Origin of the sequence: Micromonospora sp. WMMD975, assembly GCF_029581215.1 — a bacterium.
Lineage (GTDB): Bacteria > Actinomycetota > Actinomycetes > Mycobacteriales > Micromonosporaceae > Micromonospora.
Window position 1 is genome coordinate 6,046,634 of sequence record NZ_CP120739.1, and the last position, 24,216, is coordinate 6,070,849.

General features: G+C 70.8%; 25 protein-coding genes and 1 tRNA gene. 7 read left to right on the forward strand and 19 right to left on the reverse strand.

The genetic code is table 11. The features are described 5' to 3' along the window. The first annotated feature begins 38 nt into the window (after positions 1–38). From O7613_RS27085 to O7613_RS27095, 3 genes are all read left to right on the forward strand, one after another. The gene (locus O7613_RS27085; RefSeq protein WP_281585572.1) at positions 39–461 is read left to right on the forward strand and encodes a helix-turn-helix domain-containing protein; all 423 of its coding nucleotides are present in this window, start codon (positions 39–41) and stop codon (positions 459–461) included. Between the two features lie 297 nt (positions 462–758). After that, positions 759–2,231: an endo-1,4-beta-xylanase gene (locus O7613_RS27090; protein WP_282290716.1), complete on the forward strand. Its 1,473-nt coding sequence runs from the start codon at positions 759–761 to the stop codon at positions 2,229–2,231. Between the two features lie 157 nt (positions 2,232–2,388). Further along, a tRNA-Lys gene (locus tag O7613_RS27095) sits at positions 2,389–2,461 on the forward strand. Between the two features lie 196 nt (positions 2,462–2,657). On the opposite strand, the gene O7613_RS27100 is transcribed toward O7613_RS27095, so the two are convergent. The 4 genes from O7613_RS27100 to O7613_RS27115 form a co-directional block, all read right to left on the reverse strand. Beyond that, entirely contained in the window at positions 2,658–2,912 is a 255-nt protein-coding gene (locus tag O7613_RS27100; RefSeq protein WP_282290718.1) for a Txe/YoeB family addiction module toxin, read from the reverse strand. Continuing rightward, positions 2,909–3,193, reverse strand: a complete 285-nt coding sequence (locus O7613_RS27105; RefSeq protein ID WP_018787151.1) for a type II toxin-antitoxin system prevent-host-death family antitoxin — start codon at positions 3,191–3,193, stop codon at positions 2,909–2,911. The genes O7613_RS27100 and O7613_RS27105 overlap by 4 nt, the downstream gene beginning before the upstream one ends. A gap of 92 nt (positions 3,194–3,285) precedes the next feature. Further along, positions 3,286–3,639 carry a hypothetical protein gene (locus tag O7613_RS27110; protein ID WP_282290720.1) on the reverse strand — a complete coding sequence of 118 codons (354 nt, stop codon included), beginning with the start codon at positions 3,637–3,639 and terminating at the stop codon, positions 3,286–3,288. A gap of 5 nt (positions 3,640–3,644) precedes the next feature. Continuing rightward, positions 3,645–3,923 carry a hypothetical protein gene (locus O7613_RS27115; protein ID WP_282290722.1) on the reverse strand — a complete coding sequence of 93 codons (279 nt, stop codon included), beginning with the start codon at positions 3,921–3,923 and terminating at the stop codon, positions 3,645–3,647. A 108-nt stretch (positions 3,924–4,031) separates the two neighbouring features. Here O7613_RS27115 and O7613_RS27120 point away from each other — a divergent pair, with 108 nt between their 5' ends. Both O7613_RS27120 and O7613_RS27125 read left to right on the forward strand, forming a co-directional pair. After that, positions 4,032–4,208: a hypothetical protein gene (locus O7613_RS27120; RefSeq protein WP_282290724.1), complete on the forward strand. Its 177-nt coding sequence runs from the start codon at positions 4,032–4,034 to the stop codon at positions 4,206–4,208. 151 nt (positions 4,209–4,359) lie between these two features. After that, entirely contained in the window at positions 4,360–5,412 is a 1,053-nt protein-coding gene (locus O7613_RS27125; RefSeq protein ID WP_282290726.1) for a LacI family DNA-binding transcriptional regulator, read from the forward strand. Positions 5,413–5,568: 156 nt separating this feature from the next. Here O7613_RS27125 and O7613_RS27130 read toward each other — a convergent pair whose 3' ends face one another. The 13 genes from O7613_RS27130 to O7613_RS27190 form a co-directional block, all read right to left on the reverse strand. Beyond that, entirely contained in the window at positions 5,569–6,855 is a 1,287-nt protein-coding gene (locus O7613_RS27130) for a glycosyltransferase 87 family protein (RefSeq protein ID WP_282290728.1), read from the reverse strand. A 3-nt stretch (positions 6,856–6,858) separates the two neighbouring features. Then, on the reverse strand, positions 6,859–8,271 hold the full coding sequence (locus tag O7613_RS27135) for a glycosyltransferase family 4 protein (RefSeq protein ID WP_282290730.1): 1,413 nt from the start codon (positions 8,269–8,271) through the stop codon (positions 6,859–6,861). Then, positions 8,268–9,047 carry a glycosyltransferase gene (locus O7613_RS27140; RefSeq protein WP_281585563.1) on the reverse strand — a complete coding sequence of 260 codons (780 nt, stop codon included), beginning with the start codon at positions 9,045–9,047 and terminating at the stop codon, positions 8,268–8,270. Before O7613_RS27140 ends, O7613_RS27135 begins: the two co-directional genes overlap by 4 nt. After that, a complete protein-coding gene (locus O7613_RS27145) occupies positions 9,047–9,745 on the reverse strand; it encodes a transglutaminase-like domain-containing protein (RefSeq protein ID WP_281585562.1) in 699 nt (232 codons plus the stop codon). Before O7613_RS27145 ends, O7613_RS27140 begins: the two co-directional genes overlap by 1 nt. Positions 9,746–9,790: 45 nt before the next feature. Then, positions 9,791–10,930 carry an acyl-CoA dehydrogenase family protein gene (locus O7613_RS27150; protein ID WP_282290733.1) on the reverse strand — a complete coding sequence of 380 codons (1,140 nt, stop codon included), beginning with the start codon at positions 10,928–10,930 and terminating at the stop codon, positions 9,791–9,793. Between the two features lie 4 nt (positions 10,931–10,934). Then, the gene (locus O7613_RS27155) at positions 10,935–12,386 is read right to left on the reverse strand and encodes an AMP-binding protein (protein WP_282290735.1); all 1,452 of its coding nucleotides are present in this window, start codon (positions 12,384–12,386) and stop codon (positions 10,935–10,937) included. 60 nt (positions 12,387–12,446) lie between these two features. Further along, positions 12,447–13,235 (reverse strand): hypothetical protein, encoded by a 789-nt coding sequence (locus O7613_RS27160; protein WP_282290736.1) that lies wholly within the window; start codon positions 13,233–13,235, stop codon positions 12,447–12,449. Continuing rightward, on the reverse strand, positions 13,232–14,731 hold the full coding sequence (locus O7613_RS27165) for an MFS transporter (RefSeq protein ID WP_282290737.1): 1,500 nt from the start codon (positions 14,729–14,731) through the stop codon (positions 13,232–13,234). The genes O7613_RS27160 and O7613_RS27165 overlap by 4 nt, the downstream gene beginning before the upstream one ends. 2 nt (positions 14,732–14,733) lie before the next feature. Beyond that, a complete protein-coding gene (locus O7613_RS27170) occupies positions 14,734–15,429 on the reverse strand; it encodes an HAD family hydrolase (protein ID WP_282290738.1) in 696 nt (231 codons plus the stop codon). Continuing rightward, a complete protein-coding gene (locus O7613_RS27175; protein WP_282290740.1) occupies positions 15,426–16,340 on the reverse strand; it encodes a pseudouridine-5'-phosphate glycosidase in 915 nt (304 codons plus the stop codon). The genes O7613_RS27170 and O7613_RS27175 overlap by 4 nt, the downstream gene beginning before the upstream one ends. A gap of 86 nt (positions 16,341–16,426) precedes the next feature. After that, the gene (locus O7613_RS27180) at positions 16,427–16,798 is read right to left on the reverse strand and encodes an ectoine synthase (RefSeq protein ID WP_281585555.1); all 372 of its coding nucleotides are present in this window, start codon (positions 16,796–16,798) and stop codon (positions 16,427–16,429) included. Between the two features lie 72 nt (positions 16,799–16,870). Continuing rightward, positions 16,871–17,122, reverse strand: a complete 252-nt coding sequence (locus tag O7613_RS27185; protein WP_281585554.1) for a phosphopantetheine-binding protein — start codon at positions 17,120–17,122, stop codon at positions 16,871–16,873. Between the two features lie 123 nt (positions 17,123–17,245). After that, positions 17,246–17,977: a hypothetical protein gene (locus O7613_RS27190; protein WP_281585553.1), complete on the reverse strand. Its 732-nt coding sequence runs from the start codon at positions 17,975–17,977 to the stop codon at positions 17,246–17,248. 272 nt (positions 17,978–18,249) lie between these two features. Between O7613_RS27190 and O7613_RS27195 the strand changes: the two genes are divergently transcribed. Beyond that, positions 18,250–18,447, forward strand: a complete 198-nt coding sequence (locus O7613_RS27195; protein WP_281585552.1) for a hypothetical protein — start codon at positions 18,250–18,252, stop codon at positions 18,445–18,447. 102 nt (positions 18,448–18,549) lie between these two features. Here the strand turns inward: O7613_RS27195 and O7613_RS27200 are convergent, their stop codons facing one another. Next, complete coding sequence (locus O7613_RS27200; protein ID WP_348775388.1) at positions 18,550–21,561, reverse strand: BTAD domain-containing putative transcriptional regulator; 3,012 nt, start codon at positions 21,559–21,561, stop codon at positions 18,550–18,552. 288 nt (positions 21,562–21,849) lie between these two features. Here O7613_RS27200 and O7613_RS27205 point away from each other — a divergent pair, with 288 nt between their 5' ends. Then, positions 21,850–22,932 (forward strand): NAD-dependent epimerase/dehydratase family protein, encoded by a 1,083-nt coding sequence (locus O7613_RS27205; RefSeq protein ID WP_282290744.1) that lies wholly within the window; start codon positions 21,850–21,852, stop codon positions 22,930–22,932. 77 nt (positions 22,933–23,009) lie between these two features. Here O7613_RS27205 and O7613_RS27210 read toward each other — a convergent pair whose 3' ends face one another. After that, the gene (locus O7613_RS27210; protein WP_282290745.1) at positions 23,010–24,206 is read right to left on the reverse strand and encodes a hypothetical protein; all 1,197 of its coding nucleotides are present in this window, start codon (positions 24,204–24,206) and stop codon (positions 23,010–23,012) included. Between the last annotated feature and the right edge of the window lie 10 nt (positions 24,207–24,216).

A 24,216-nucleotide genomic window follows, 5' to 3' on the forward strand; every position in this document is an offset into this window, starting at 1 on the left:
AAGTGCGTAGGGCACCCTCGGGTGGGAAGGAGCGGTCGATGTCGACGCGAACGGCCACCGAGAGGAGGGCCCGGGCGCGGGTGGAGTACGACGCGTTCCTGGCCGCGTGCCCCAGCCGTCAGTTGCTCGCCCGGATCTCGGACAAGTGGGTGGCGCTGATCCTGGCCGCCCTCGGCCGCGACGGTCCGGACGGCGAGGTCGGCCCGCAGGTGATGCGCTACTCGGAGCTGTCCCGTCGGCTGGCCGGGGTCAGCCAGAAGATGCTCACCCAGACGCTGCGTTCCCTGGAACGCGACGGCCTGGTCACCCGCACGGTGACGCCGACCGTGCCGGTGACCGTCACGTACGAGCTGACCGAGCTGGGCCGGTCGCTGCACCGGCTGACCTATCACATCAAGGTGTGGGCGGAGGCGCACATGGACGAGGTGTACCTCGCTCGCGAGCGGTACGACGCCCGCTGACGCCGTTCGGTCCCCTCGACGATCGTCCCGGAAGTTTCCGGCCGACCGAGCGCTGTCCCGGATGGACAGCGTGAACGGCTCGTTACGTTCGACAACGTTCGGTCACCCCTGCCGAATCCTCGCGTCCAACGGTTGACCAGGCCCGATAGTCATCGACATTGACCGATCGCGGACTGCCGAGTATGTTCCGTGCAGTTACCGGTAGTTTTCCGAAAAGTTTCGGACCTGACGGTAGGGGCGTGGTCTCCACGCCCGCCACCACCTTGCACATCACCGTCCGATATGCAGAGGAGTGTCATGGAACGTCTACTGAGGCGTGGTCGCTATCGCGTGGCGGTGGCCGCAGCCGCCGGCTCGCTGGCGTTGGCCGGCGCCGGGCTGCTGGTACCCGGTCCGGCCCAGGCGGCCTCCACCCTGGGCGCGGCAGCCGCGCAGTCGGGGCGGTACTTCGGCACCGCCATTGCCGCGAGCAGGTTGAACGACTCGACGTACAGCACGATCGCGGCGCGTGAGTTCAACATGATCACGGCTGAGAACGAGATGAAGCCGGACGCGACGGAGCCGAACCAGAATCAGTTCAACTTCAACTCCGGTGACCAGATCTACAACTGGGCCACCCAGCGTGGCCTGAAGGTCCGCGGGCACACGCTGGCCTGGCACGCGCAGCAGCCGGGCTGGATGCAGAACATGCAGGGCAGCACGCTGCGCAACGCGATGATCAATCACATCAACGGTGTGATGGGCCACTACAAGGGCAAGCTCGCCGCGTGGGACGTGGTCAACGAGGCGTTCAACGAGGACGGCAGCCGCCGTAACTCCAACCTCCAGGGCACCGGCAACGACTGGATCGAGGTGGCGTTCCGCACCGCGCGGGCGGCCGACCCGTCGGTCAAGCTCTGCTACAACGACTACAACATCGAGAACTGGTCGTACGGCAAGACGCAGGGCGTCTACCGGATGATCCAGGACTTCAAGTCCCGCGGTGTGCCGATCGACTGCGTGGGGTTGCAGACCCACTTCACCGGTGGTAGCTCGCTGCCGAGCAACTTCCAGACCACGTTGTCCAGCTTCGCCGCCCTCGGCGTGGACGTGGCGCTGACCGAGGTCGACGTCACCAACTCCTCCACCTCCCAGTACGCCGGGCTCACCCAGGCGTGCATCAACGTGCCCCGCTGCATCGGCATCACCGTCTGGGGTGTCCGCGACAGCGACTCGTGGCGCTCCAACGAGAGCCCGCTGCTGTTCGACGGCGGCGGCAACAAGAAGGCCGCGTACAACTCGGTCCTCAACGTCCTCAACGCCGCCGGCCCCGGGCCGACCACCTCGCCGACCACCTCGCCGACGGCGACGCCGACCACCTCGCCGACCACGCCGCCGCCGTCCGGCGGCGCCGGACGGATCGTCGGCAGCCAGTCGGGCCGGTGCATCGACGTGCCGAACTCCTCGCAGAACAACGGCACCCGGGTGCAGCTCTACGACTGCCACGGCCAGAGCAACCAGCAGTGGACCTCCACCGGCAGCAGGCAACTGACGGTGTACGGCGGCAGCCGCTGCCTGGACGCCGCCGGCTCCGGCAACGGCTCGGCGGTCCAGATCTACAGCTGCAACGGTCAGGCCAACCAGCAGTGGAACGTCAACTCCAACGGCACCATCACGGGCGTCCAGTCCGGCCGCTGCCTCGACGTCTGGGGTACCGGAAACGGGCAGCAGGTCCAGATCTACGACTGCAACGGTCAGGCCAACCAGCAGTTCCGGCTCGTCACGAGCTAGTCGACAGGTCGACCGGCGGTGGCCCATCGTTGCGGCGGTGGGCCACCGCAGTCGTCCGCGCACCCGGCGCCGTGGCGCGACCCGGCGCGCAGCCGTCCCCGAAGCGGAGGCGGACCTCAACCCCGGGGCCAGTGATCGGGTAGCCTGATGGCCCGACGGGCCGTTAGCTCAATTGGCAGAGCTGAGGACTTTTAATCCTTAGGTTCTGGGTTCGAGTCCCAGGCGGCCCACTTTGTTGATCTTTCATGCGGACCCGTTGACCGCGACGCATCGTGACGCTTGGCTCGGCTTCTTGACGTGGACTGTGGCTGACCACGGCGGCACGGTGCTGGACGGGCCGGGATGTTGCCGTACGGCGAGTCGCATGGCGACGGCACGCAGCCGCCGCAGGGCCGTGTCCCTCGGCGGAGGGAGTGGTCCTCTACCTCATTCGTAGTGGTAGCGGCACTGCGCGATCTGCACGGTGTCGTCCATGATCCGGTATACAAGGCGGTGTTCCTGGTCGATGCGTCTCGACCAGAATCCCGCCCAGTTTCCGCGGAGCTGCTCTGGTTTGCCGATGCCTTGGTGGCCGTTGCGTCGGACATCCTCGATCAAGGCGTTCACTCTTTTGAGCATCTGGCGATCTCGTTGCCAGGTCAGATAGTCTTCCCAGCCTCGGCCGGCGAACTGGACCTTCACGCTGCCGACGCCTCGCCTGAACTGGCGTCGGGGTCGATCAGGTCGTGCATCTCCCCACCCCCGTTACGCAGTTCTTCGACGGCTTCATTCAGGCGGCGCGCGTTGGCGGGGCTGGCCATCAGGTAGGCCGTCTCCTTCAACGACTCGTACTCGCGCAGCGAGATGATGACCGCGGCCTCCCGACCGGAGCGGGTGACCACCACCTCCTCGGCGTCGTCCACGACATGGTCGAGCATCTTGGCCAGGTTCTGCCGGACTTCTGAGTAGGGAACGGTGCGCATGCTGCTGTCTCCCAAACGTTACGTACAATAAATTGTACAAGCTTGTTGGGCCTGCTCGTCAGATGGTCGAACGTCTGACCTGGCACGGTCGATCAGGCTAAGGAGCGGCGCGGGAGGATGTTGCCGATGCCGAGGGTCAACGCCCCGATGCGGATCGCCGCGATGAGGGCGATCAACTCCGGTAGCGAGGTGATCGCCGTGGTGAGCGTGAAGCCCACGAAACCGCTTGGTAGACCCGATGCGGCGACCACGCCGAGCCCGCCCTGGCCGATCAGGTAGCCGGTGGCGGCCACCACGGCGGCCAGCGCGGCCAGCCGCAACCACAGTCGGCGGAGGCTCACATCCGACGGGGTCGCGGCCGGCACGTCCTGACGGGTGTCGGCGGTACGGCGCGCGAACCACATGGGTTCCCTGCGGAGCAGTGACAGGCCGTACAGATAGATCACGGGGATCAGCAGGCTCGCGCCGGGTGCACCCAGAAGACGGTGAGTTCAGGCGTCGCGTACGCCACCACGGGCAAGCAGAGCAACGCCACCAGGACGACCGCCTGTAGGACATTTTCCAGGGAAGCCGCCGCGTGCTCGATGTTGGACCGGCGGTAGAGCAGGTCGGCGATTGCCAGCCACACCGTCTGCACCGCGATGCCCCCGATCGGGTTGGCGAGGGCGAACTCGGCGTCCTGCCGCACCGAACCGATGATCGTGGTGGCGATGCCGGGCAGCGAGGTCACCGCGCCGAGCAGCAGCGTCCACCCCAGCCCGATTGCTTCTTGACCGGTACAGAAAGCCTCGCTACTGTACCGGTATAGAAAACAGCTTCGGTGAGTCAGGAGTTCGCCATGGAGATGCCCGCCGCCTTCGTCACCGCCATCAACGCTGTCGACTACGAATTCGCCAGCGCCCGCCCCGACGCCCCGGTCGTCCCGCACGTGGAGAAGCCGCAGCGCGCCAAGGTCGTCCGTACCGCCGTCGCCAAGCGTCTCGCTCGCGCCGCCAGAGCGGTCAAGCTGGCCTGATCGTGGTCTTTGATAGCCTGATACCAGCCGGTAGGCATCGGCCTCCGCCGACCCAGGTGGCTGCCGGACCGAAGACCGATCCGCCGTCAGGGCGCCCTCGACCCTGACGGCGGGCACAGCTGGAACGACTGGTGGTGGCGTGGCGTCCCGGGTGACACTGCAGACGATCGCCGACCGGGTCGGCGTGAGTCGGATGACCGTGTCGAACGCCTTCTCCAAGCCCGACCAACTGTCCGCGGCGCTGCGCGAGCGGATCCTCACCGCCGCCCGGGAAGCGGGCTACGTCGGCCCCGATCCGGCGGCGCGCGCCCTGGCCCGGGGCACCACCGGCGCCGTTGGCATCGTGCTTACCTCCTCGCTCCGTTTCGCCTTCACCGACCTGGTCGCCACCAGCTTCCTCGGCGCGGTCGCGGAAGAGCTCGGCCCGACCGGGCTGTCACTCACCTTGCTGACGTCGTCCGACGACGGCGCGATCATTCCGGCGCGGGACGTGGCGATCGACGGCGCACTTGTCTACTCGTGCGATCCCACGTCGACGGCCGTCCAGTTCCTCACCCGCCGCAAGCTGCCCCTGGTCTACGTCGACCAACTGCCGGTCGAGGGAATCCCCGCCGTCAACGTGGACGACCGCTCAGGCGCCCGGGCCGCCGCCCAGCACCTGATCGACCTGGGGCACCGGCGGATCGGGCTGCTCCTGTCCGGCCTGCATGGCACGCACGGCCTGGTCACCGCCGCCGACCTCACCGCCGAAGGGCACGCCTCCACCCAGCGGATGCTCGGGTGGCGTGACGCGCTCGACGCGGCCGGCATCGACCCCCTGATGGCTCGACAGAGCGGCGCCGACCTGGAGCAGGCGAAGGCGGGCGCCCGGCTGCTCCTGGACCGGCCCGACCGGCCCACCGCGCTGCTCTGTTTCTCCGACGCGGTCGCCTACGGCGCGCTCCGATGTGCCGAGGAACTCGGCATCGACGTTCCCGGCGAGCTGTCGGTGGTCGGCTTCGACGACAACCCGCTCGCCGTGCAGATCTGGCCCACCCTGACCACCGTCCGTCAGAACGTGCAGGCCAAGGGGCGGCTCGCGGCGGCGGCGCTCAGTCGCGCGATCCAGGACCATCTCGCCGGCCGTCCGATCGCCGCCGAACACACGCTGCTCCCCACCGAACTGGTCGTCCGGGACAGCACCGCCCCACCAAGAGCTGACTGATCATTCCCGCGATGCGCGGCACCGCGCACACCGGCGCCCCTCCTTGCCTGGCCGACGGCGTGTCCGCTGCCCTGCTTGCCCGGCATGGCCAGCGCAAGGCCGACGCTGCGGGGGACGACGCCGACACGTCGTCCCCCGCAGCACCGGCGGGCCGGCCTAAGCGGCCACGGCACCTGTGGGTTCACGGAGCAGCACCCGTTCGGCGGGCTCGGCCACCGGCACCCGACTGGTCCGATGGAGCCAGATCGGCCCGGCCAGGAGGAGCAGCAGGCCGGTCAGCGGGAACAGCGCGGCGATCACCTGCTCCCAGCCCGCCAGCGCCATCGGCGCCGGCGGCGACTCCTGGATGCCCAACAGCGAGAAGACCCGGATCGAGAAGACCGCCGCCAGCACGACCGTCAGCGTGGCCAGCACGGCGGAGCGGTCCCGGTAGGCCCGGACCGCGAGCCAGACCAGCAGCGGGATCACGTACACCCAGTGGTGTTCCCAGCTCACGGGCGAGACCAGCAGCCCGGTGACGGCCGCGGCGGAGAAGCCCAGAAAGTCCGAGCCGTGCTGGTGAGCGTAGCGGGCCACGGCCAGCCCGAGGACCGCCACGATCGCCAGTACCACCAGCCACCAGTGCGCGAACTGGGTGCTCGACACCCCCCGGGCCAGGGCCCCGGACAGCGACTGGTTCGGGGTGTCCCACACCCCGCCGGCCCGCGACGAATGCAGGACCAGACCACCCCAGTACCGCGCCGCGTCCGCCGGTAGCAGGACGAACCCGAGGGCAACCGTGCCGAGGAAGGCCGCCGTCGCGGTGGCCGCCGCCCGCCACTGCCGGGTCACCACGAGGTACGCGATGAAGATCAACGGCGTGACCTTCAGCCCGGCCGCGATCCCGATGCCCAGCCCGCGCCAGCGACCGGTGTGGCCGCGGAAGTCAAGCAGCACCAGCAGCAGGAGAAACATGTTGATCTGCCCGGCGATGAGCTGGATCCGCACCGGCAGCAGCCAGGTGGCCAGGACGAGCACGACCAGGGTCAGCGCGGCCCGGGTACGCGGGGTGCGGACTCCGGCGATGCCCAGCGAGAGCCAGGCGACCGCACCCAGGGCGATCAGCGACAACGTGTTCCACACCAGGCTCGCCACGCCGATCGGCAAAAGGGACAGCGGCACGAAGAAGAGGATCGCGGTCAGTGGCGGGTAGAGGTAGGGCATCGGCCCGTACAGCGGGCTCTGGATCGCCACGTCGTAGAGCGAGGTGCCGTGCCGCACGGCCTCGCCGCTGGCCAGGTAGACCTTCAGGTCCACCGTCCACCGCAGCGCCCAGTACGGGTCGCGGGTGAAGATCGCCTCGGCGATCAGGGCCAGCGCGAACGCTGCGACCACCACGGCCGCGATCGTGCCGATGTTCAGCCGTCGGCTCGGTGGCCGCGACTCGATCTCTGTCGTCTGCATGGCTCAGCTCCTGTCCGTCACAAATGGGAGGTGGGGTGCGCGTCCGGCCAGGATCGGCGGGAGTGGACGCGGTCCGATCAGCAGTTCGTCGTGGCCGGCGAGGCGCAGCTCGGCGCCGGTCGCGCCGAGACGATCCAGCACCCCGAGGGCGTCGAGTTCGTCGCATCCGTTGAGCAGGAGGTTGACCTGCTCGTCCGCCACGTCAACCTCGTCGGTCGAGCGCAGCGCGCCGACCGGCACCGGCCCGCGCCCGGGAAATCTGACAAGCGTGGCGATGTCCGGGCGGGCCGACCGGCGGCGGGTCGGTCCGGATCGGGCCGTCCGGATCTGGTGCTCGACCACGCCGGCGAGCAGAGCGGCGGTCCGGTCCCAGGTGAACCGGGCGGCCCAGGCCCGGCACGCTTCGGCGAACCCGCTGGCGACCTCGTCGTCGGCCAACGACACGAGTTGGCCGACGAGCGCATCCGACAGCCGGTCGGCCGAGCTGACGATCTCGCCGGTGCGGCCCGGACGCACGAAGTCCCGGGCGCCGGCAGCGGCCAGCGCCACCCCCGGCACCCCGTACGCGGCGGCGTCGAGCAGTCGGGAACCGCGCCCCTCGCGCGTCCCGGTGCAGGCGGTCAACCAGGCGCGACGCCACCACCGGTCCCGGAGCTCCGGTACGAGCGGGCCGTGCAGGGTCACCGCGGAGGCCAACCGAAGGACCTCCACCTGCCGGCGCAGCCGCGCGAGGTCCGGGCCGTCGCCGAGGATCTCGACCCGCAGGTCCGGCAGCGCGGCCACGACGGCCGGCAGCGCGTCGAGCAGGACGTTGAGCCCTTCCTGCGGGACCAGGTCGGCCTCGACCACGACGGTCGGGACCGTTGCGCGTCCTGTGACGCCGTCCGGAGCGGGCGTCGTGGCGCCGGGCGGCACCACGAAGATCGGCCCCCGGAGGCCGAGCCGCCGGCGCAGGTCGTGCCGGGCCGACGGCGACAGCGCCACGGTCACCCGATCCGTCCGGCTCCACCGGCCCACCGCGCCGGCCAGGAGCTGGCCCGGGCGGGTGCCGGTGTGGCGGTCGGTCCGGTCCACCACCTCGACCACGGGTACGGAAGGGCCGACGACCAGCGGCAGGGCGCCGATCGACCCGCCGGTGGCCAGGACCACGTCGAAGCGGTTCCCGTCCCGCACCGCACGCGCCACCGCGCTCAACGGTCGGGCGGCACGCAGCACCCGTACCCCGGCGATCGTCTCCTGCTCGGGACGGCCCGGCAGCCGGCGCGCGGCCCAGGTGACCTGGGTGCCGTCCGCCGCCCAGCGCCGGGTGACCTCGTGCAGGTAACGCCCGGCGGCAGCGGCGCCGGGCTGGTGCGTGTCGCGTTCGCCGAACACCAGCACCCGGCGGTCCGCCGGGTGTGGCAGGTGCGGGTTCACCGCGCACCCGCCCCGGCCGTGCCGAGCAGGTCCGCCCGGTAGAGGCGGAACAGGTCGGCGAAGGCTGCCCGTCCGTCCCGCAGCGGGCGGAACGTGGAGCGCTCGTCGTCGGTCCAGACGACCGGAACCTCGGTGATCCGGCCGCCGGCCCGCCGGATCTGTCGCAGCAGCTCCACGTCGAACGCGAAGCCACTGAGGTGGCAGCGGCGCAGGGCCCGCTGCACGGCCGGCCGGTCGAAGAGCTTGAACCCGCACTGGGTGTCGTGCACACCCGGCACGAGCTGCCTCGCCAGCGCCCGGAACACCGAACCGCCCAACCTGCGGGCGACCGGCTGCGGACAGGCCAGCTCGGCCCCCGGAGCGTGCCGGGACGCGATGGCCGCCGCGGCGCCGGCCTCCAGCGCGTCGACCGCCCGGGTCAGGGTCGGCACCGGAGTGGAAAGGTCGGCGTCGATGAAGCCGACGAAGCGCGCCCTGCTGCCGGCGATTCCGCGCCCGACCGCCGCGCCCTTGCCCGGCCGGGAACACCCGACCACCACCACTTCGGCGTCCCAGTTGCCGGCCTTCACGACGGTCGCGGTGTCATCGGTGCTTCCGTTGTCCACCACCACCACCCGGGACCGCCAGTGTTGACCGGCCAGGAAGGCGGTCACCTCGGCGAGCGTGGCCGGCAGCCGGGCGGCCTCGTTGAACGCCGGGACGACCAGCTCCAGGTCGACCGTGTCCCGCCGGGCGGCAGCGTGCACGGGGGCCGTGGCCACGTCCGTTCCGCCCATCACGCACCTCCCCGAACCGTCGCATCGGCCACCAGCGAGCCGCGCGCGGTGGCGTACCGGCTGGCGAAGAGCTTGGGGTGGGCGGAGCGGATGCCGCCGACGACCATGTCGTACGGGACGTCGTCGAACTCGCCGTGCTCGCGGAGGAACTCCATGTGCCGGCGGCCCTCGTCGTCGTAGGGGTGGTACATCGAGTCGGTGAGCCCGTCGAACTCCAGCGGTTTGATCCGATAGAGCCGGCAGAGCATCCGGTTGAAGACCGGGGTGGCCCGGACCCACCGGCCCTCCAGGTACACCGTCGTCAGACTGTGGAAGGTGAAGATGTTGCCGCCCATCAGCTCCTCGAGCTGCGGGGAGGCGAGGTGGTTGCGGACGTCGCCGTAGTAGATCCGGCTCGGGATGCCGACCGCCCGCAGCGCGGCGGCGTAAACGATGGACTTGTGCACGCAGAATCCGGTGCCCCTGGTGATCGTGGAGCTGGCCCGGAGGCCGTGGCGGGACAGGTCGGCCCCGTACACCTCGTAGTGAATGCCGTCGCGGACGGCGTAGTAGAGGGCCACCGCCCGCTCGGTCGGAGTGGCCTCCGGCGCGTCGGGCAGGTGCCGGGCGACGAAGTCGCGGACGACCTCGGAGTCGTGGTCGATGAACTCGGTGGCGGTGAGCAGGGGTGCGTGCGTGAGGGTGGTCGACACGGACATGGGGTGGTCCTCCAGGGATGTGGACGGAAGGGGAGATGCGGGGGGTCAGAGGCCGAGCATCCGGGCGATTCGCTGGCGCTGGACGTCGGAGGTGCCGGAGTAGATGGTTCCGGCGACGGCGTTGCGCAGGTCCTTCTCAAGGCCGTACTCACTGGTGTAGCCGTAGCCGCCGAAGACCTGGACGGCGGCGAGTGCGACGGCGACGTTGCTCTCGCTGGCGATCAGCTTGCTGGCCGCGATGTCGACTGTGACGTTCTCGCCGTCGACGTGGCGTTGCCCGGTGTCGTAGAGCCACTTGCGGGCGTTCTCCACCGCGATGTGCATGTCGACGATCCGGTTCGACACCGACTGGAAGGAGCCGATCGGCTGACCGAACTGCATCCGGGACCGGGCGTATTCGATCGAGCGCTCCAGCCGGTGCTGCATCTCGCCCAGATTGATCACGAAGGAGCAGAGGATCTCCCACTTCATGACGTGATCCATGACCAGGAAGCCGGCGCCGGGCGAACCGATCACGTTCGTCACCGGGACCCGGCAGTCGTCGAAGAACAACTCCGAGAAGGGAGACGTGGTCAGGCCCATCTTCGCCACCGGCGGTCCGACCACCAGGCCCGGCGTGTCCCGGTCCACCAGGAACGCGGTGAGCGCGGCCGGGCTACCTCGCTTACCGGTCAGGGCGTAGACGACGATCACGTCGGCGATCGGCCCGTTGGTGACGAACGCCTTGCTGCCGTTGAGCACGTAGTGATCGCCGTCGCGAACCGCTGTCGTGCGCATTCCCATGACGTCGGAGCCACCCGACGGCTCGGTGATCGCGTGCGCCCCGATGATCGATCCGTCACTGACCCGTGGCAGGTAGCGCTGCCTGAGCTCGGCGGACCCGAACCGTTGCAGCGGCACGCCGGTGCTGACGATGTGGGTGGAGACGGAGAAGCTGAACCCGCCGTCGCGGCAGGCGTACCCCAGCCCCTCCAGGACGTACATGGTGGTGAGCAGATCCTGGCCCAACCCGCCCCACCGTTCGTCGAACGGCAGCCCGAGCAGGCCGGTCTCCCGGATCAGCTTCCAGGCCGCGAAGCCGAACTCCCGGTCGGCGTCCCGGCCCAGGTGCCCGTCGCCCGCGGCGGCGCCCAACTCCTCGGCCAGTCCGCGCAGCTCGCGCTGCTCATCGGTCCAGTTGATCATTTCGTCACCGCCCTTCGGTGGCGCCGGAGGGCGTCCGCTCGCGCCGCGCCCGCAGCACGTTGCGGTCGACCTTTCCGGTCGATGTCCGGGGTAGCGCGTCGTCGACGAGCACGAACACGCCAGGGATGGCCGTACGGGGCAGCGCCGCCGCGCAGTGCAACCGCAGGTGCAGCCCGTTGACGTCCGAGGCCGCACGGGGGCGGACCACCGCGTGCAGGACGTTGCCCGCCTCCGCGTCCGGCACGGCGAGCACCGCCGCCTCCAGCACCTCCGGGTGCGTGAGCATCACCTGCTCCACCTCCTTCAGGTTGGTCCGGACACCGCGCACCTTGACCTGGTCGTCGTTGCGGCCGGCGAGGAAGAACAACCCGGCGGCGTCGCGCCGGACGAGGTCGCCGGTGCGGAACCAGCCGTCCCGCCAGCGCGCGGCGTTCGGCCCCGCGTCCAGGTAGCCCCGGGCTCGGAACGGGGTGCGGACCACCAGCTCACCCACGCCGGCACCGGTCACCTCCGCGCCGTCGGCGTCCACCACGGACACCTCGACCCCGTCGATCGGGCGACCGATCGGCGTCCTGCCCAGCGCCCGCACCTCGGCCGGCTCCACCCGGTGCAGGAAGCTGTCGTTGGTCTCGGTGCAGCCGTAGACGTTCCACAACCGCGCGTGGGGGAAGGCCCGCCCGATCCGGTCGAGCAGGGGCGGCGGCGCGGCGTCCCCGGTGAGCAGTACGTCCCGTACCCCCGGGAACCGGCCACCGGCGTCGGTGACCAGCCGGAAGAACAGCGGGACGGCCTGCACCACCGTGGGACCCTGCTCCCGGCAGAACTCCGCCAGCCACGGACCGTCGACGGCCCGTTCCGGGTCCACCATCACCACGCAGGCGCCGGTCGCCAACGCGGTCCACACGTCGAGCAGGCACAGGTCGAAGTTGAGCGGCGCGTAGTTGAGCACCCGGGAGTCGGGCCCGATGTCGAAGGTCCCGGCCGCCCAGGTCAGAAACGGGTCCACCCCGTCCGGGGCGAGCTCGACCACCTTCGGCGTGCCGGTCGAGCCGGAGGTGGTGAGCAACATCCCGGCCCCGGGCAGCGCCCGACCGGTCGCCCCGCTGGGCCGGACCGTCAGGCCGGCGGCGTCGGCGCCGAGGATGTCGGCGCAGCCGACTGCGGCGCAGACGCGGGCCAGCGACTCCGGGCCCAGGGAGGCGGGGGGCAGCAGCACCCGACGGTCCAGCTCGAACGCGGCGATCAGCAGCGCGACGGTCTCCGGCGACTTGACCGCCGGGACGCACAGCGGCACCTCGGCGTCCAAACCCAGTTGGTCGAGCGCGACGCGGGTGTCGCGGACCAGCTCCGCCAGCCGGCGATAGCTGATCTGGTCTCCGGCCCAGGACACGGCCGGTGCGTCGGGCCGGTCGTGGACCTGTCGGTAGAAGGCGGTGCAGAACGATGTGGTGGGCACGATCTCTCCTGTCGTTCGTCGTCGCGTCGGCGCCGCGGGACGGCAGCCGAACGGGTGGGATCAGGTGCCGGCGTCGACCAGTCGGCCGCCGCCGGGCACGGGCCGGTCCAGACCGGCGACGGTGAGCAGTCGATGCAGGCACGCCTGGTTGGAGGTGACCACCGGGACGCCCAGGCCGGCCTCCAGTCGGGCCACCGCGTCCCACGAGCGGAATCCGCTACCGGGAATCAGCACGCTGTCCGCGTCGGCCGGGAAACGGGCGGCCACCTGCCGGCAGACCTCGTCCGGGTCGACCGCCCAGCGGCCACCCCGGTCGAAGATGCGGTGTCGTTCCACCGCGTTCCAACCGGTGTCGAGGCGGTAGTGCAGCAGCCCGGCCACCTCGAAGCCCGCCGCGCTGAGATATCGCCGCGCCGCGGCGAAGGTCGGGTCGGTGAACCACGGCGGCACCAACACCAGCGGCCGGCGTACGCCCAGCTCGACAAGTCCGGCCCGGATCGCCTCCCCGGCGGTGTAGACCGGGGTCCCGGCCGCCAGGTCGGTGGCGGCGGCGGAGAAGCCGGCGTCGAACTCCAAGCCGCCGAAGAAGCTCGCCGACGCGAAGCAGAGGCAGATCGCGGTCAGGTCCATCTGGCCGAGCTGGACCAGCCCCCGCCGGATGTCCGGCTGGGCGATGAGACGCTGCCAGCTCTCCGCGGTGTACTCCGCGCCGGTGCTCGTCGGGCTCTCGAAACGCGCGGCGTGCACGGTCACCCCGGCCGGTGCCCGACCCCACAGCTCCGCCTCGACCACCGGGTCGTTGTGCACCACCAGCACACCGAGCTGGGCGGCCCATGCCGCGGCCCTCATCGCCGACTCTCCCCGAACTCCGGGACCAGCCGGTGGATCGGCTGGTCACCCGCCCCGGTGTCGGGCCCGATGTCCGTGGCCACGCGGTCGTCCGAGGTCCGGGCGGCGCCGCCGGCGCTCCTGGCGGGCAGTCCGAAGAAGGCCAGGACCGCGCCCGCGCCCGCCGCCAGGGCGGTGGTGAGGAACGCGGCGCCGAAACTCTGCGCGTCCGGGTCGGGGCCGAGCACCAGGACCAGCACCGCGATCCCGAGAGCGCCGGCCATGTACTGGGAGGTGGTCATCAGTGCGCTTCCGACACCCTGATTGCGGTCGGCCACGTCGGCGGTCCCGGCGATGAACATCGACACGTACGTGACGCCGTGCGCGAAGCCGGTGATCAGCAGACCGGGGAGCAGGTGCAACAGGTAGTTCTCGCCGTGCACCTGGGTCGCCAGCAGCAGCAGGCCGGCGGCGTTGCCGACGAACGCCAGGGTCAGGGCCATCCGGACGCCGAGCACGGAGACGATCCGGGCGGCGACGGAGTTGGCCACGGCGATCGCCACCGCCATCGGCAGGAACGCCATGCCGGCCGCGATCGGACCGTACCCGCGCAACTGCTGGAGGAGCAGGGTGAGCACGAAGAACTGGTTTCCGACGCTGGCCATGTAGAGGGCGGTCGACCCGCAACCCACCAGGAGCGAACGGGTCCGCCGCAACAGCGGGTCCACAAGCGGTTGGGTGCTGGTCCGTTCCCAGATGACGAACCCGCCCAGGAACACGGCGGCGAGCACGAACATGGCGACCGTGCCGCCGGACGTCCAACCGTCGCTGGAGGCCCGGGTCAGGGCCAGGGCGGTGGAGAGCACCGTGCCGGTGCAGAGGATCGCGCTCGGCACGTTCAACTGGTTGTGTCCGACCGTAGGGCGCAGTCGAGGCAGCAGCCGGGGCGCGGCGAGCGCACAGATCAGGGCCAGCGGCAGGTTGATCAGGAAGACCCAGCGCCAGGAGACGGTGCTCAGCAGCCCCCCGATCACCACACCGGCGGCGAGGCCGGACGCGCCGACCGTGCCCCAGACCCCGAGCGCCCGGTTACGGGCCGGACCGGCGGCGAACGAGGTGTTGATCAGCGCGATGACGGCCGGTTGGAGCGCCGCCGCGGCCACGCCCTGGACCGCTCGGGCCACCAGCAGCAGCGCCGGCGCGGTGGCGAGACCGCCGGCGAGCGCGGCCAGCCCGAAGACCGCCATCGCGGCGATGAAGAGATTCCGGGAACCGAACCGGTCGCTGGCTCGGCCACCGACGATCAGGAAACCGGCGAAGAAGACGGCGTATCCGCTCACCACCCACTGGATGGCGCTCTCGCTCAGGTCGAAGTCGGCGCCGATACGGGGCAGGGCGATGTAGACGATGGAGTAGTCGAGGGCGATCAGGAACTGGGCGATCGCCAGGATGGCGAGGGTGCCGGCGGCGGATGTCGGCCTGCCGGTGGCGGCTCGGTAGCGGGCGACGGAGGGCATGGTCAGATCACCTCTGGTAGCGGTCGGACGGAACGGGTGTCGGAGGTGAGCAGCAGCGCCGGGCCGAGCGTGGCCGGGCTGGTGAAGACGGCGCGGGCGCCGGCGAGAAGGAGTTCGACCCGGTTGGCCACACCGGTGGTCACCCCGAACGGGACCATGCCGGCCGCGTTGGCCATCCGGACGTCGTCCACCGCGTCACCGACGACGACGCACCGGGCGGGCGGTACGCCGAGCGTGTCCGCCGCCAGCAACGCGAGGTCGGCGTGCGGCTTGCCACGTGCGGCCATCCCGTGACAGGACAGGCAGTCGAAGGCGTCCAGCAGACCGGTGGCGGTCAGCAGCTCGATCGCGCTGGGCCGCACCTTGCTGGTGACCACCGCCAACGGATGGCCGCGGGCGCGCAGGGCGGTCAGCAACTCCGGCACGCCGGGAAACACCAGCTTGGCCGCGTTCGGGACGACCGTCTCGGTGAACAGTTCCCGCGCCCGGTCCACGGCCCGTTCCACCTCGGGGTGGTCGGCCGGTCGGGCGAGCAGCCCCGCCAGGGAGGCGGCCAGCGGGCGGCCGATGGTACGGCGTACCTGCTCGTCGGTGGCGGTCCGGCCGTGCTCGGCGACGACCGCGTGCAGCACGTCGGCCATGCCGGCCGGAGTGTCGACCAGGGTCCCGTCGACGTCGAAGAGGATCGCGGTGGTCACGGGTGCTCCCGCAGCGCGACGGCGACCTCGGCGGCGAGAGCGCTTGTGGAGAGCAGCACCGACCGGTTCGCCGCGGCGGTACGGCCGTTGGTCGCCGCCGAGACCCGGGAGAGGATGTACGGCGTCATCGCCGGGCCCTGCACCCCGGCCGCCTCCGCCTCCGCCTGCGCCTGCCGGACCAGCACGTAGATCTCGTCCGACGGAAGGGCATCCAGGTCGTCGATCGGGTGGGTCACCAGGAAGGAGCTGTCGTTGCCGACCGCCCAGTGCAGCCGGACCGCCCTGGCCAGTTCGTCGAGGTCGTCGATCCGGCGGGGGTTACGAACTCCGCTGGAGATGCTGTAGTAGGCCGGAAAGTCGTCGCAGCGATAGCCGACGACCGGCACCCCGAGCGTCTCCAGGTATTCCATCGTCAGCGCCGGATTCAGCAGGGACTTCGCCCCGGCGCAGACCACGGTGATCCGGCGTCGCGTGAACTCGACCAGGTCGGCGGAGATGTCGAAGCTCCGCTCGGCGCCGAAGTGCACGCCGCCGATACCGGCCACCGCGAAGACCTCGATGCCGACGTGCGCGGCGGCGACCAGGGCGGCCGAGACGGTGGTCCCGCCATGTCCGCCGCCGGCGAGGACCGGCCCGATGTCACGGGTGCCGACCTTGGGTATCTGGGGAGTGCTGGCGAAGATCTCGACCTGCTCCTCGGACATCCCGATCACGAAGCGGCCGTCGACGATGCCGGTCCGGGCCGGGACGGCGCCGGCCGCCCGGATCGCCTTTTCCATGTCGAGCGCGGTTTCCAGGTTGAGCGGCCAGCTCAAGCCGTGGACGACGCCGGACGACTCGAGGGCGACCACGGGCCGGCCGGAGGCCAGCGCGTCGGCGGTCTCCGCCGAGAGCGAGAAGTTCTCGTCCATCTGTTGCTCCTCTGTGACTCGTGCTGCTACGGGGGGCGGACGGATGGCCGCGCCTCCGGGACCGACCGGTCCCGGAGGCGCGCCGGCTAGTACTCGGAGAAGCCGTCCGCATCGAGGTTGTGCCGTTCGTCACCGCGCAGCGGCGGGTTGAACACGCTGATCAACTCCATGTCCTGCTCGGGATCAGCGATGAGGAAGTGCTCGTCGTGCTGGTCGAGGGCGTAGATGACGCCGGGCTCGATGTCGTAGGTGACACCGTCGGAAATCACCTGACCGCGACCGGAGATGCAGTAGCAGGCCTCAAGGTGGTTGCGGTACTGCAACGGCGACTTCGAGCCGGCCGTGACCACCGTGTGGGCGAGGGCGAAGCCCATGTTGTCCCTGGCCACGAGCAACCGGAAGCTCGTGCCGTTACCCCAGTCGACGGCCGGAACGGCGGACCTGGTCTTGACGATCATTTCGGTTCCCTTCCTGGATTCGTTGCTCTCTGCGGCGCGACGGCACCCGCGGCGGCAGGCGCCGGCGGGCTTTCAGACCGGGCTGTGCGCGTTCTGGACGAAGGCGGCGATGGAGGCGACCGAACTGAACTGGGTGGGCGAGATGTCCAACTCCTCGACGGGGATGCCGTATCGGTCCCCGACCCAGGCGATGAGGCGCAGCAGCCCCAGGCTGTTGACGATCCCGGTGTCCAGCAGATCCACGTCGTCCCCGAGCAGCCCCGCGGGGATGTCAGGGGCGAAACCGGTGACGATGAAGTCCCGGATCTCGGCCTCGTAGGACATGGCGTTCCTTTCGTCGGTGCCGCCGGCGGGAGCCGGGACGGCGAGGTGGGTCGTGGGTGGTCACCGCGGCAGTGACCGGTCCTGGCCGCCCCGGCAGTTGAGGAGCGGCAAGGTGTACGGGGGTCAGCAGAGTCCCGGCACGGCGTTGCTCAACAGCTCGACGAGCAGGACCTGCTCCGGGTCGGTGCGCCCGACGTGTTCGGCGAGGACCACCTCACGCAGGTCTCCCACCAGCCGGTAGCTGGGCCGGTGACCGCCGCGTGGTCGCGCCGGCCGGGTGAGACCGTGCTCGGCGGCCCGCGCCAGCAGGGACATGTCGTCGACGAAGACCGGCCCGACCTGCCCGGCCAGGTGCGGCGGCAGGTCCCGGCCCGATGCGTTGACAAGCAACGCGCCCCGGGCCAGGCGCACCTCTCCGTCGCCCAGGGGAAGCGCGCCGTCATCGGCGGGGCCGGTGACGACCACGAGGTTCGCCCCGAACGCGGACCGCCCGGGCGTGGCGGCCCGGACCACCACGATGCCGGCCAACTCCAGTTCGTCGAGCACCCATGGGTCGATGAGCGACCGGAACGGGACCGCACCGTGGGTGGGATCGGCGTCGGTGACCGCCGCCGCCGGCGGCGGCGCGTCGGTCAGGCACACCGCGACATGACTGATGGGAGGGACGTGCCGGGCGAGGACCAGGGTGTGTGTCTGGACGGTGAGCCTCGGTCCGATGACCGCCGCCGTGATCACCTCGGAGTCCAGCAGGTACCGGGCGGCCAGGGCGGCCAGCAGCGCCGACCAGTCCGCGGGCGAGGGCCGGCATACGGCTGCGTCCCGGTGGTCGGCCGGGAGGAGGGACCCTGTGGTCATCAGCTGCTCGGTCAGCACATCGACCGGGTCCCGCACATCGGCGCCTCGTATGCGGCCGGCGCACGGGCCGGGAATCAGGCTCTCCATCGGATGTCCCTCCGGTGGTCGTCTCGTTTGCGAGTCCCACCGTGGGAGCCGGTCCTATCGGGCGGCTTTCCAACGACTATCGGTCGACGCCCGATGACGAACAGCGATCGGAGGCCGAGGCGATAGCGCCGGCCGGTCTGGTGTGAGCAGAACGCAGTCCAGCGCCGCACCGGGAGGAAACCGAGATGCTCATCACCCGCACGTTCGTTCCCACCGCCGTCAGGTCCGTTCTCGCCGTCGCCGCTCTCGCGGTGACCCTCGGCGTCGCAACGGTGAGCGCAGACGTGCCGATGTCCGGAGTGCCGACCGCCGGGGGGGACTGCCCCATGGACACGCACTGGAGCCCCGAGCTCGGCGTCTGCGTGAACGACACGCACTGGTGAACCACGCCTGACGCCACCGGTCCCGGCGGCACCCCTTCCAGGGTGCCGCCGGGACCGGTGGCGTTCCGGTGGTGCGGGGCCGGCGGCAGGGCCGGCCCGAACTCAGGTCCCCGCCGGGACCATCGGGCGTGCCCCGCGGGCGGCCGACTCCTCCGCCTGGGCCAGCAACGAGGCGGCCCGGTCGTACCACATGGTCGAGCCGAGCTGCTGGAACAGGTCGCACGCGGTGCGGAGATGCTCCACGCCGACCGGGGCACGACCGGTGGCGAGGGCGATCTTCCCGAGGAAGTACTGCGACTTCGCCTCGACCAGTCGCTCCCCGAGACGCCGGGACCGGTTCAGGGTGTGGGCCAGGATCTTCGCGGCGTTGTCCGGTCGCCCCTCCTGGTACCGGAGCATGCCCAGGCCGTAGAGGGCATGGGTTTCGCCGATCCGGTCGCCGAGGTCCCGGACGATGCGGAGGGCCTGGTACAGGGCCCGCCGCGACAGGGCGATCTGGTCGGTGGCGAGGTACACCTCGGCGAACCGGTACAGCACCTGTGCCTCCACCCGCAGGCAGCCGGTCTCCCGGCAGATGTCCAGAGCCTGGCCGAGCAGGTCGAGCGCCCCCTCGTGGTCGCCGGCATCGATCCGGTGGCGCGCCAGGCTGCGCATGATGTGCGCCTCGCCCACGCGGTCGCCGACCCGGCGCATGATCTCCAACGAGCGGGCGTACTTGTCGAGCATCGCCGCGGTGTCACCGCGCAGGCCGTCCACGTACGCGGCGTTGCGCAGCACCAGGCCGGCGCCGTGCTCCATCCCCTCCTCCGTGAAGATCTCCAGCGCGGTGGTGAAACATGCGTCCGCCTCGGCGAGACGGGCCTGGAACATGTGCAGCGTGCCGAGCGAGTAGCGCATGGCCGCCATGCCGATGCGGTTGCCGGCCAGTTCGGCGCACGCGTAGGCCGTGGTGGCGCACTCCCGCCAGTCGTCGAAGTAACCCTTGGACTCGAACAGGCTGACCGCGCCCAACGCCAGATCCCAGCAGAGTTCGTCCAGACCGGCTTCGGCGGACTGCTGGACGGCGGCGACAAGTGCCCGCCGCTCCGTCTCCCACCAGTCGGCCGGGTCACCGATGTGCGTGGCGGCCTGGGCGGGGTCGAGACTCCATCGGTCCGCCGTGCCGTGCAGGGTCGTGTAGTTGCCCCCGTAGTCGCTGCGGTGTGCCTGCTCGGCGAGGGCCAACCAGCCGCCCAACACCCGGGCCAGCGCCGCCGTACGCTCCGTTCCGGTCTCCGTACCGGTCAACTTCTCGGCCGCGAAGACCCGGATCAGGTCGTGCAGCCGATAGCGGGGCGCCGCGTCGGGGTATTGGACGATGTCGACGAGTTGGGCGTCCACCAGGCTTTCCAGGATGTCCTCGGCCTTGAAGGGGCTGGTGTCCAGCAGCGCTGCCGCCGTCCAGCTCGGGAAGTCGGGGGCCTGCATCACCGCGCAGAGCCGGAACAGTCGCTGGCTCGCGGCGTCGAGCGCCCGGTAGGCCAGCTCGATGTTGGAGCGCAGCTCGAGTCCGTGGTGGGTGAACTCGTCCAGTCGGTTCGCCTCGTCCTGCAGCCGGAGGACCAGCCCACCCAGACGCCAGTGCGGGCGTGAGGCCAGCCGCGCGCCGGCGATCCGTAGGGCGAGCGGCAGGCCACCGCAGAGCGCGGTCAGCTCCGAGGCGTGCCTCCGCTCGGCGGCGATCCTCTTCGGCCCGATCATCGCGGTCAACATCTCGACCGACTCGGCGAAATCGAACACGTCGAGGTCGACCTGCCGGGCGCCGGGCAGGCCGGTGAGGCGTACCCGACTGGTGATCAACACGGCGCAGGACGAACTTCCCGGCAGGAGCGGGAGCACCTGAAGATCCGACGGCAGGCCGTCGAGGACCAGTAGCAGCCGCTTGCCGGAGAGCATGCTCCGGTAGAGCTCACCCCGTTCCTCGACATCCTCCGGGATCGCCGAGCCGGTGGCGCCGAGCGCGCGCAGGAACCGGGCCAGCAGTTCGGCCGTGCGGTCCTGCCGGTCCCGGGACCGCAGGTCGGCATAGAGTTGGCCGTCGGGATAGTGGTCGCTGAGCTCGTGGGCGCTGCGGATGGCGAGGCTGGACTTGCCCACGCCGTCCTTTCCGGAGATCACCACGATGGGCATGCCTTGTGAGTCGCGGACGCCGTCCGGCTCGCGGCTCAACAGACCGCGGATCCGATCGAGTTCCGCGTCCCGACCGACGAAGTCGCTGATGCTGGCGGGCAGTTGTCGGGGCAGCACCGTCATCGCGGTTCGCGGTGCCGCGGAGGCCGGCTTCGACTGCGCCGGCGCCACCGGTGCCACCGATCGCTCGTCGGCGGGGCCGAGCAGTTGGTCGCGTTGCAGGATGGCCCGTTCCAGGCGTTGGAACTCCTCGCTGGGGTCAAGGCCGAGTTCGTCGCTGAGCACCTGCCTCGCCGCTCGGGCTGCCTTGAGCGCGTCGACCTGTCGCCCGTTGCGGTAGAGCGCGAGCATGAGCGCGCAGTGCAGGCGCTCACGGTGCGGGTGCTCCCCGACCAGGCTCTGCAACTCGTTGACGACCTTCTGGTGCCCGCCGAGCTCGAGATCGAGTTGAATGCGCTCCTCGATCGCCGCGATCCGCTGGTCGGCCAGCACGGTGGCGGCCCGTTGGACCGTCGCGCTCGGTATGTCGGCGAGGGCGTCGCCACGCCAGAGCGCGAGCGCGGTACGCAGCGTGGCGGAGGCTTCGGCCTTGGCACCCGCGTCCGCCTGTCGCCGCGCGTCGCGAACCAGCGCGGTGAACCGGAACACGTCCACGTCCGCATTGTCGAGCTGGAGCAGGTAGCCGGGCGGGCGGGTGCTGATCGCACCGGGCCGCGAGATGGCGTCGAAGAGGCGGCGGAGGGCGGAGATGCAGATCTGGATCTGGCCCCGGGCGGTGCTGGGCGGGTCCTCACCCCACACCGCGTCGATGAGCTGATCCACGGGAACCACGCGACTGTTGTTGAGACCCAACATCGCCAGGACGATCCGCTGACGTGTTCCGCCCAGGTTCACCGATCGTTCACCATCGATCATCTCTATCGGACCGAGTAGTCGTAGAGTCATCCACCATCTCCCCCGCTTGCTCTCCGTGATCAGTAGCCTACAATACGCTGCGGTAGCCCTTCTCGCATCAATCGGTGCGAATGCCTCAACTGTCTTACATTTCAAGAATATAATTGTGGGAAGTTACCGCACGGATGGAAGCAACAATTCGCATCGACGTAACCGGATTCAAGTGATGAATTTTGGGCCCTCGGATTCTGGGCGCGCGCCGGACCGGTGTCGTCCGCCACCTGAGGGCCGCCCGTCCCCGGGCGGTTGTCGTCCGGTTCAGCGGGTACCGCACCGAGTATGCGCATAGTGATCGTGGGGGCCACCGGCAACGTGGGGACCGCCGTACTTCGCCGGTTGCGGCAGGAGCCGGGGGCGGAGCTGGTCGGGGTGGCCCGCCGGCTGCCCGGGCGGGGCGCCGGTGAGCCGTACGACGACGTGCGGTGGCACTCGTGCGACATCGGCGCGCCCGGCGCGGCCGACGAGCTGGTGCGGATCTTCGCCGGGGCGCGGGCGGTGGTGCACCTGGCCTGGCAGATCCAGCCCAGCCACGACCGGCGCACGCTCTACCGGACCAACGTCGGCGGCAGCCGCGCGGTCATCGAGGCCACCGTCCGGGCCGGCGTTCCCGCCCTGGTGTACGCCTCGTCCGTCGGCACCTACGCGCCCGGCCCGAAGGACCACCCGGTCAGCGAGGACTGGCCGGCGACCGGGGTGCCGACCTCTTCGTACAGCCGGGACAAGGCGGAGGTGGAGGCGTTGCTGGACGGCGTGCAGCGGGAGCACCCGGAGCTGCGGGTGGTCCGGCTGCGGCCGGGGCTGATCTTCCAGCGCGAGGCCGGTACGGAGATCAGCCGCTACTTCCTCGGCCCGCTGGCGCCGGTGCGGCTGCTGCGCTACGGCCGGATCCCGCTGGTGCCGTCGCACCGGCGGCTGCGGATGCAGGCGGTACACGCCGACGACGTGGCCGACGCGTACGCCCGGGCGGTCGTGGGGGACGCGCGCGGCGCGTTCAACGTGGCGACCGACCCGGTGCTCACGCCGCACTTGGTGGCGCGTCACTTCCACGGCTGGACCGTGCCGGTGGCGGTGCCGGTGCTGCGCGCCGCGGCGGCGGTGACCTGGCGGGCCCGTCTGCAACCGGTGGACGTCGGCTGGGTCGACCTGGCGTTGAACGTCCCCCTGATGTCCAGCGCCCGGGCCGAGACGGATCTGGGCTGGACCCCCCGGGTCGACACGGCGACCGCCCTGAAGGAGCTCATCGCCGGCATGTCCACCAGAGCGGGCACGAAGTCCCCGCCCCTGTCCACCGATCCCACCCTTCCCGGCCGCCCCGCAGCCCTCCCCAGGGGCCGCCTCCCCGGTCACCCCAACCCCTACTGATCCACACCCCCTGACGAGGGTGTGAGAAGGGGCCCCTTCTCTACCGGAGGCGTTAAGAAGGGCCCCCGCCTTCGGTCTCACGAGAGGTGGGAGGAGCTGACCGACGGAGGGCGCGCGCCCAGAAAGAAGATCCCCGGGAACCCCTTCGTCTCGAAGCCCTTACTCGGGTTCCGCCGCAGGGTCGAACTGGAGATCGTCATGGTGCCGGTGCGATTGTTGCTGACGAAGAAGATGGCGCCGCCGCCCTCGTTGGCGCTGTTGTTCTCGACGACGGTGCCGGCGAGCTTCACCGTGAACTCGTTGCCGTCGCAGTAGATCGCACCCCCGCTGCCACCGCCGGGTGTGCCGCCCCGGGCCGGGTTCGCGCCGGTGCCGACCGCCCGGTTGTCGCGGAAGACGCTGTTCAACACCGTCCAGGAGACGCCGATGCTGCTCAGCGCCGCCCCGTTGGCGCACACCCCGCCGGTGAAGGTGCTGCCCACCACGTACACCGGCTTGTTCTCGAACTGGCTGAGCACCCGCAGCGCCGCGCCCCCCAGGTCCGGGCCGGTGCGGTCGCAGCGGTTGTCGACGAACCGCGAGTTGACCACCTTCACCCGCCCACCGCGGACGAAGATCGCGCCGCCCCCGCCGCCCTCGGCCTTCTCGCCCGTCGAGTTGCCGCCGGTGAACGTCAGGTTCTGCACGGTGAGCTGCGGGAACTCCTGGTTCTGGCAGTGTGAGGTGGTCCAGCCCTGGGCCTGGTCGCAGGTGTTCAGGTAGAGGATCCGCCGGCTGCCGCCGCCGCTCAGCGTGACCTTGCCGCCGCCGTCGAGCACGATGCGCGGGCCGTGCGCGTTCACCACCTTCGCGGTCGCCTTCATGGTGATGGTCACCGGCGCCGGGCCGCAGTCGAACGTGATGATGCCGCCCGCCGCCACCGCCTTCACCACCGCCGCCGAGGTGCAGCTCGCCGGCGTGCCGCTGCCGACGGTACGGGTCGGGCGCGACGTGTCCACCGCCCGCGCCTCGGCCGGCACGGCGGCCTTCCCATCCGGGTTGCCGGCGCGCAGCGCGGCCGGGGCGGAGCTGGGGCTCGGCTTGGCGCTGCCGAGCCCGGCGCGGGCGCTCGGTGAGACGGCCGGGTCGTCAGCATCCGGGGTGGACGGCGTGCCGGCCGGGGTGTCGGTGGCGGCGACCGGCGCGGGGGGTCCGGGCGGGTCGCCGCCGCACGCCGGCAGGGCGGCGGTGGCCAGGGCGAGGGCGAGCAGGGGGAGGGCGGATTTCAGGCGCACCGCCCGATGC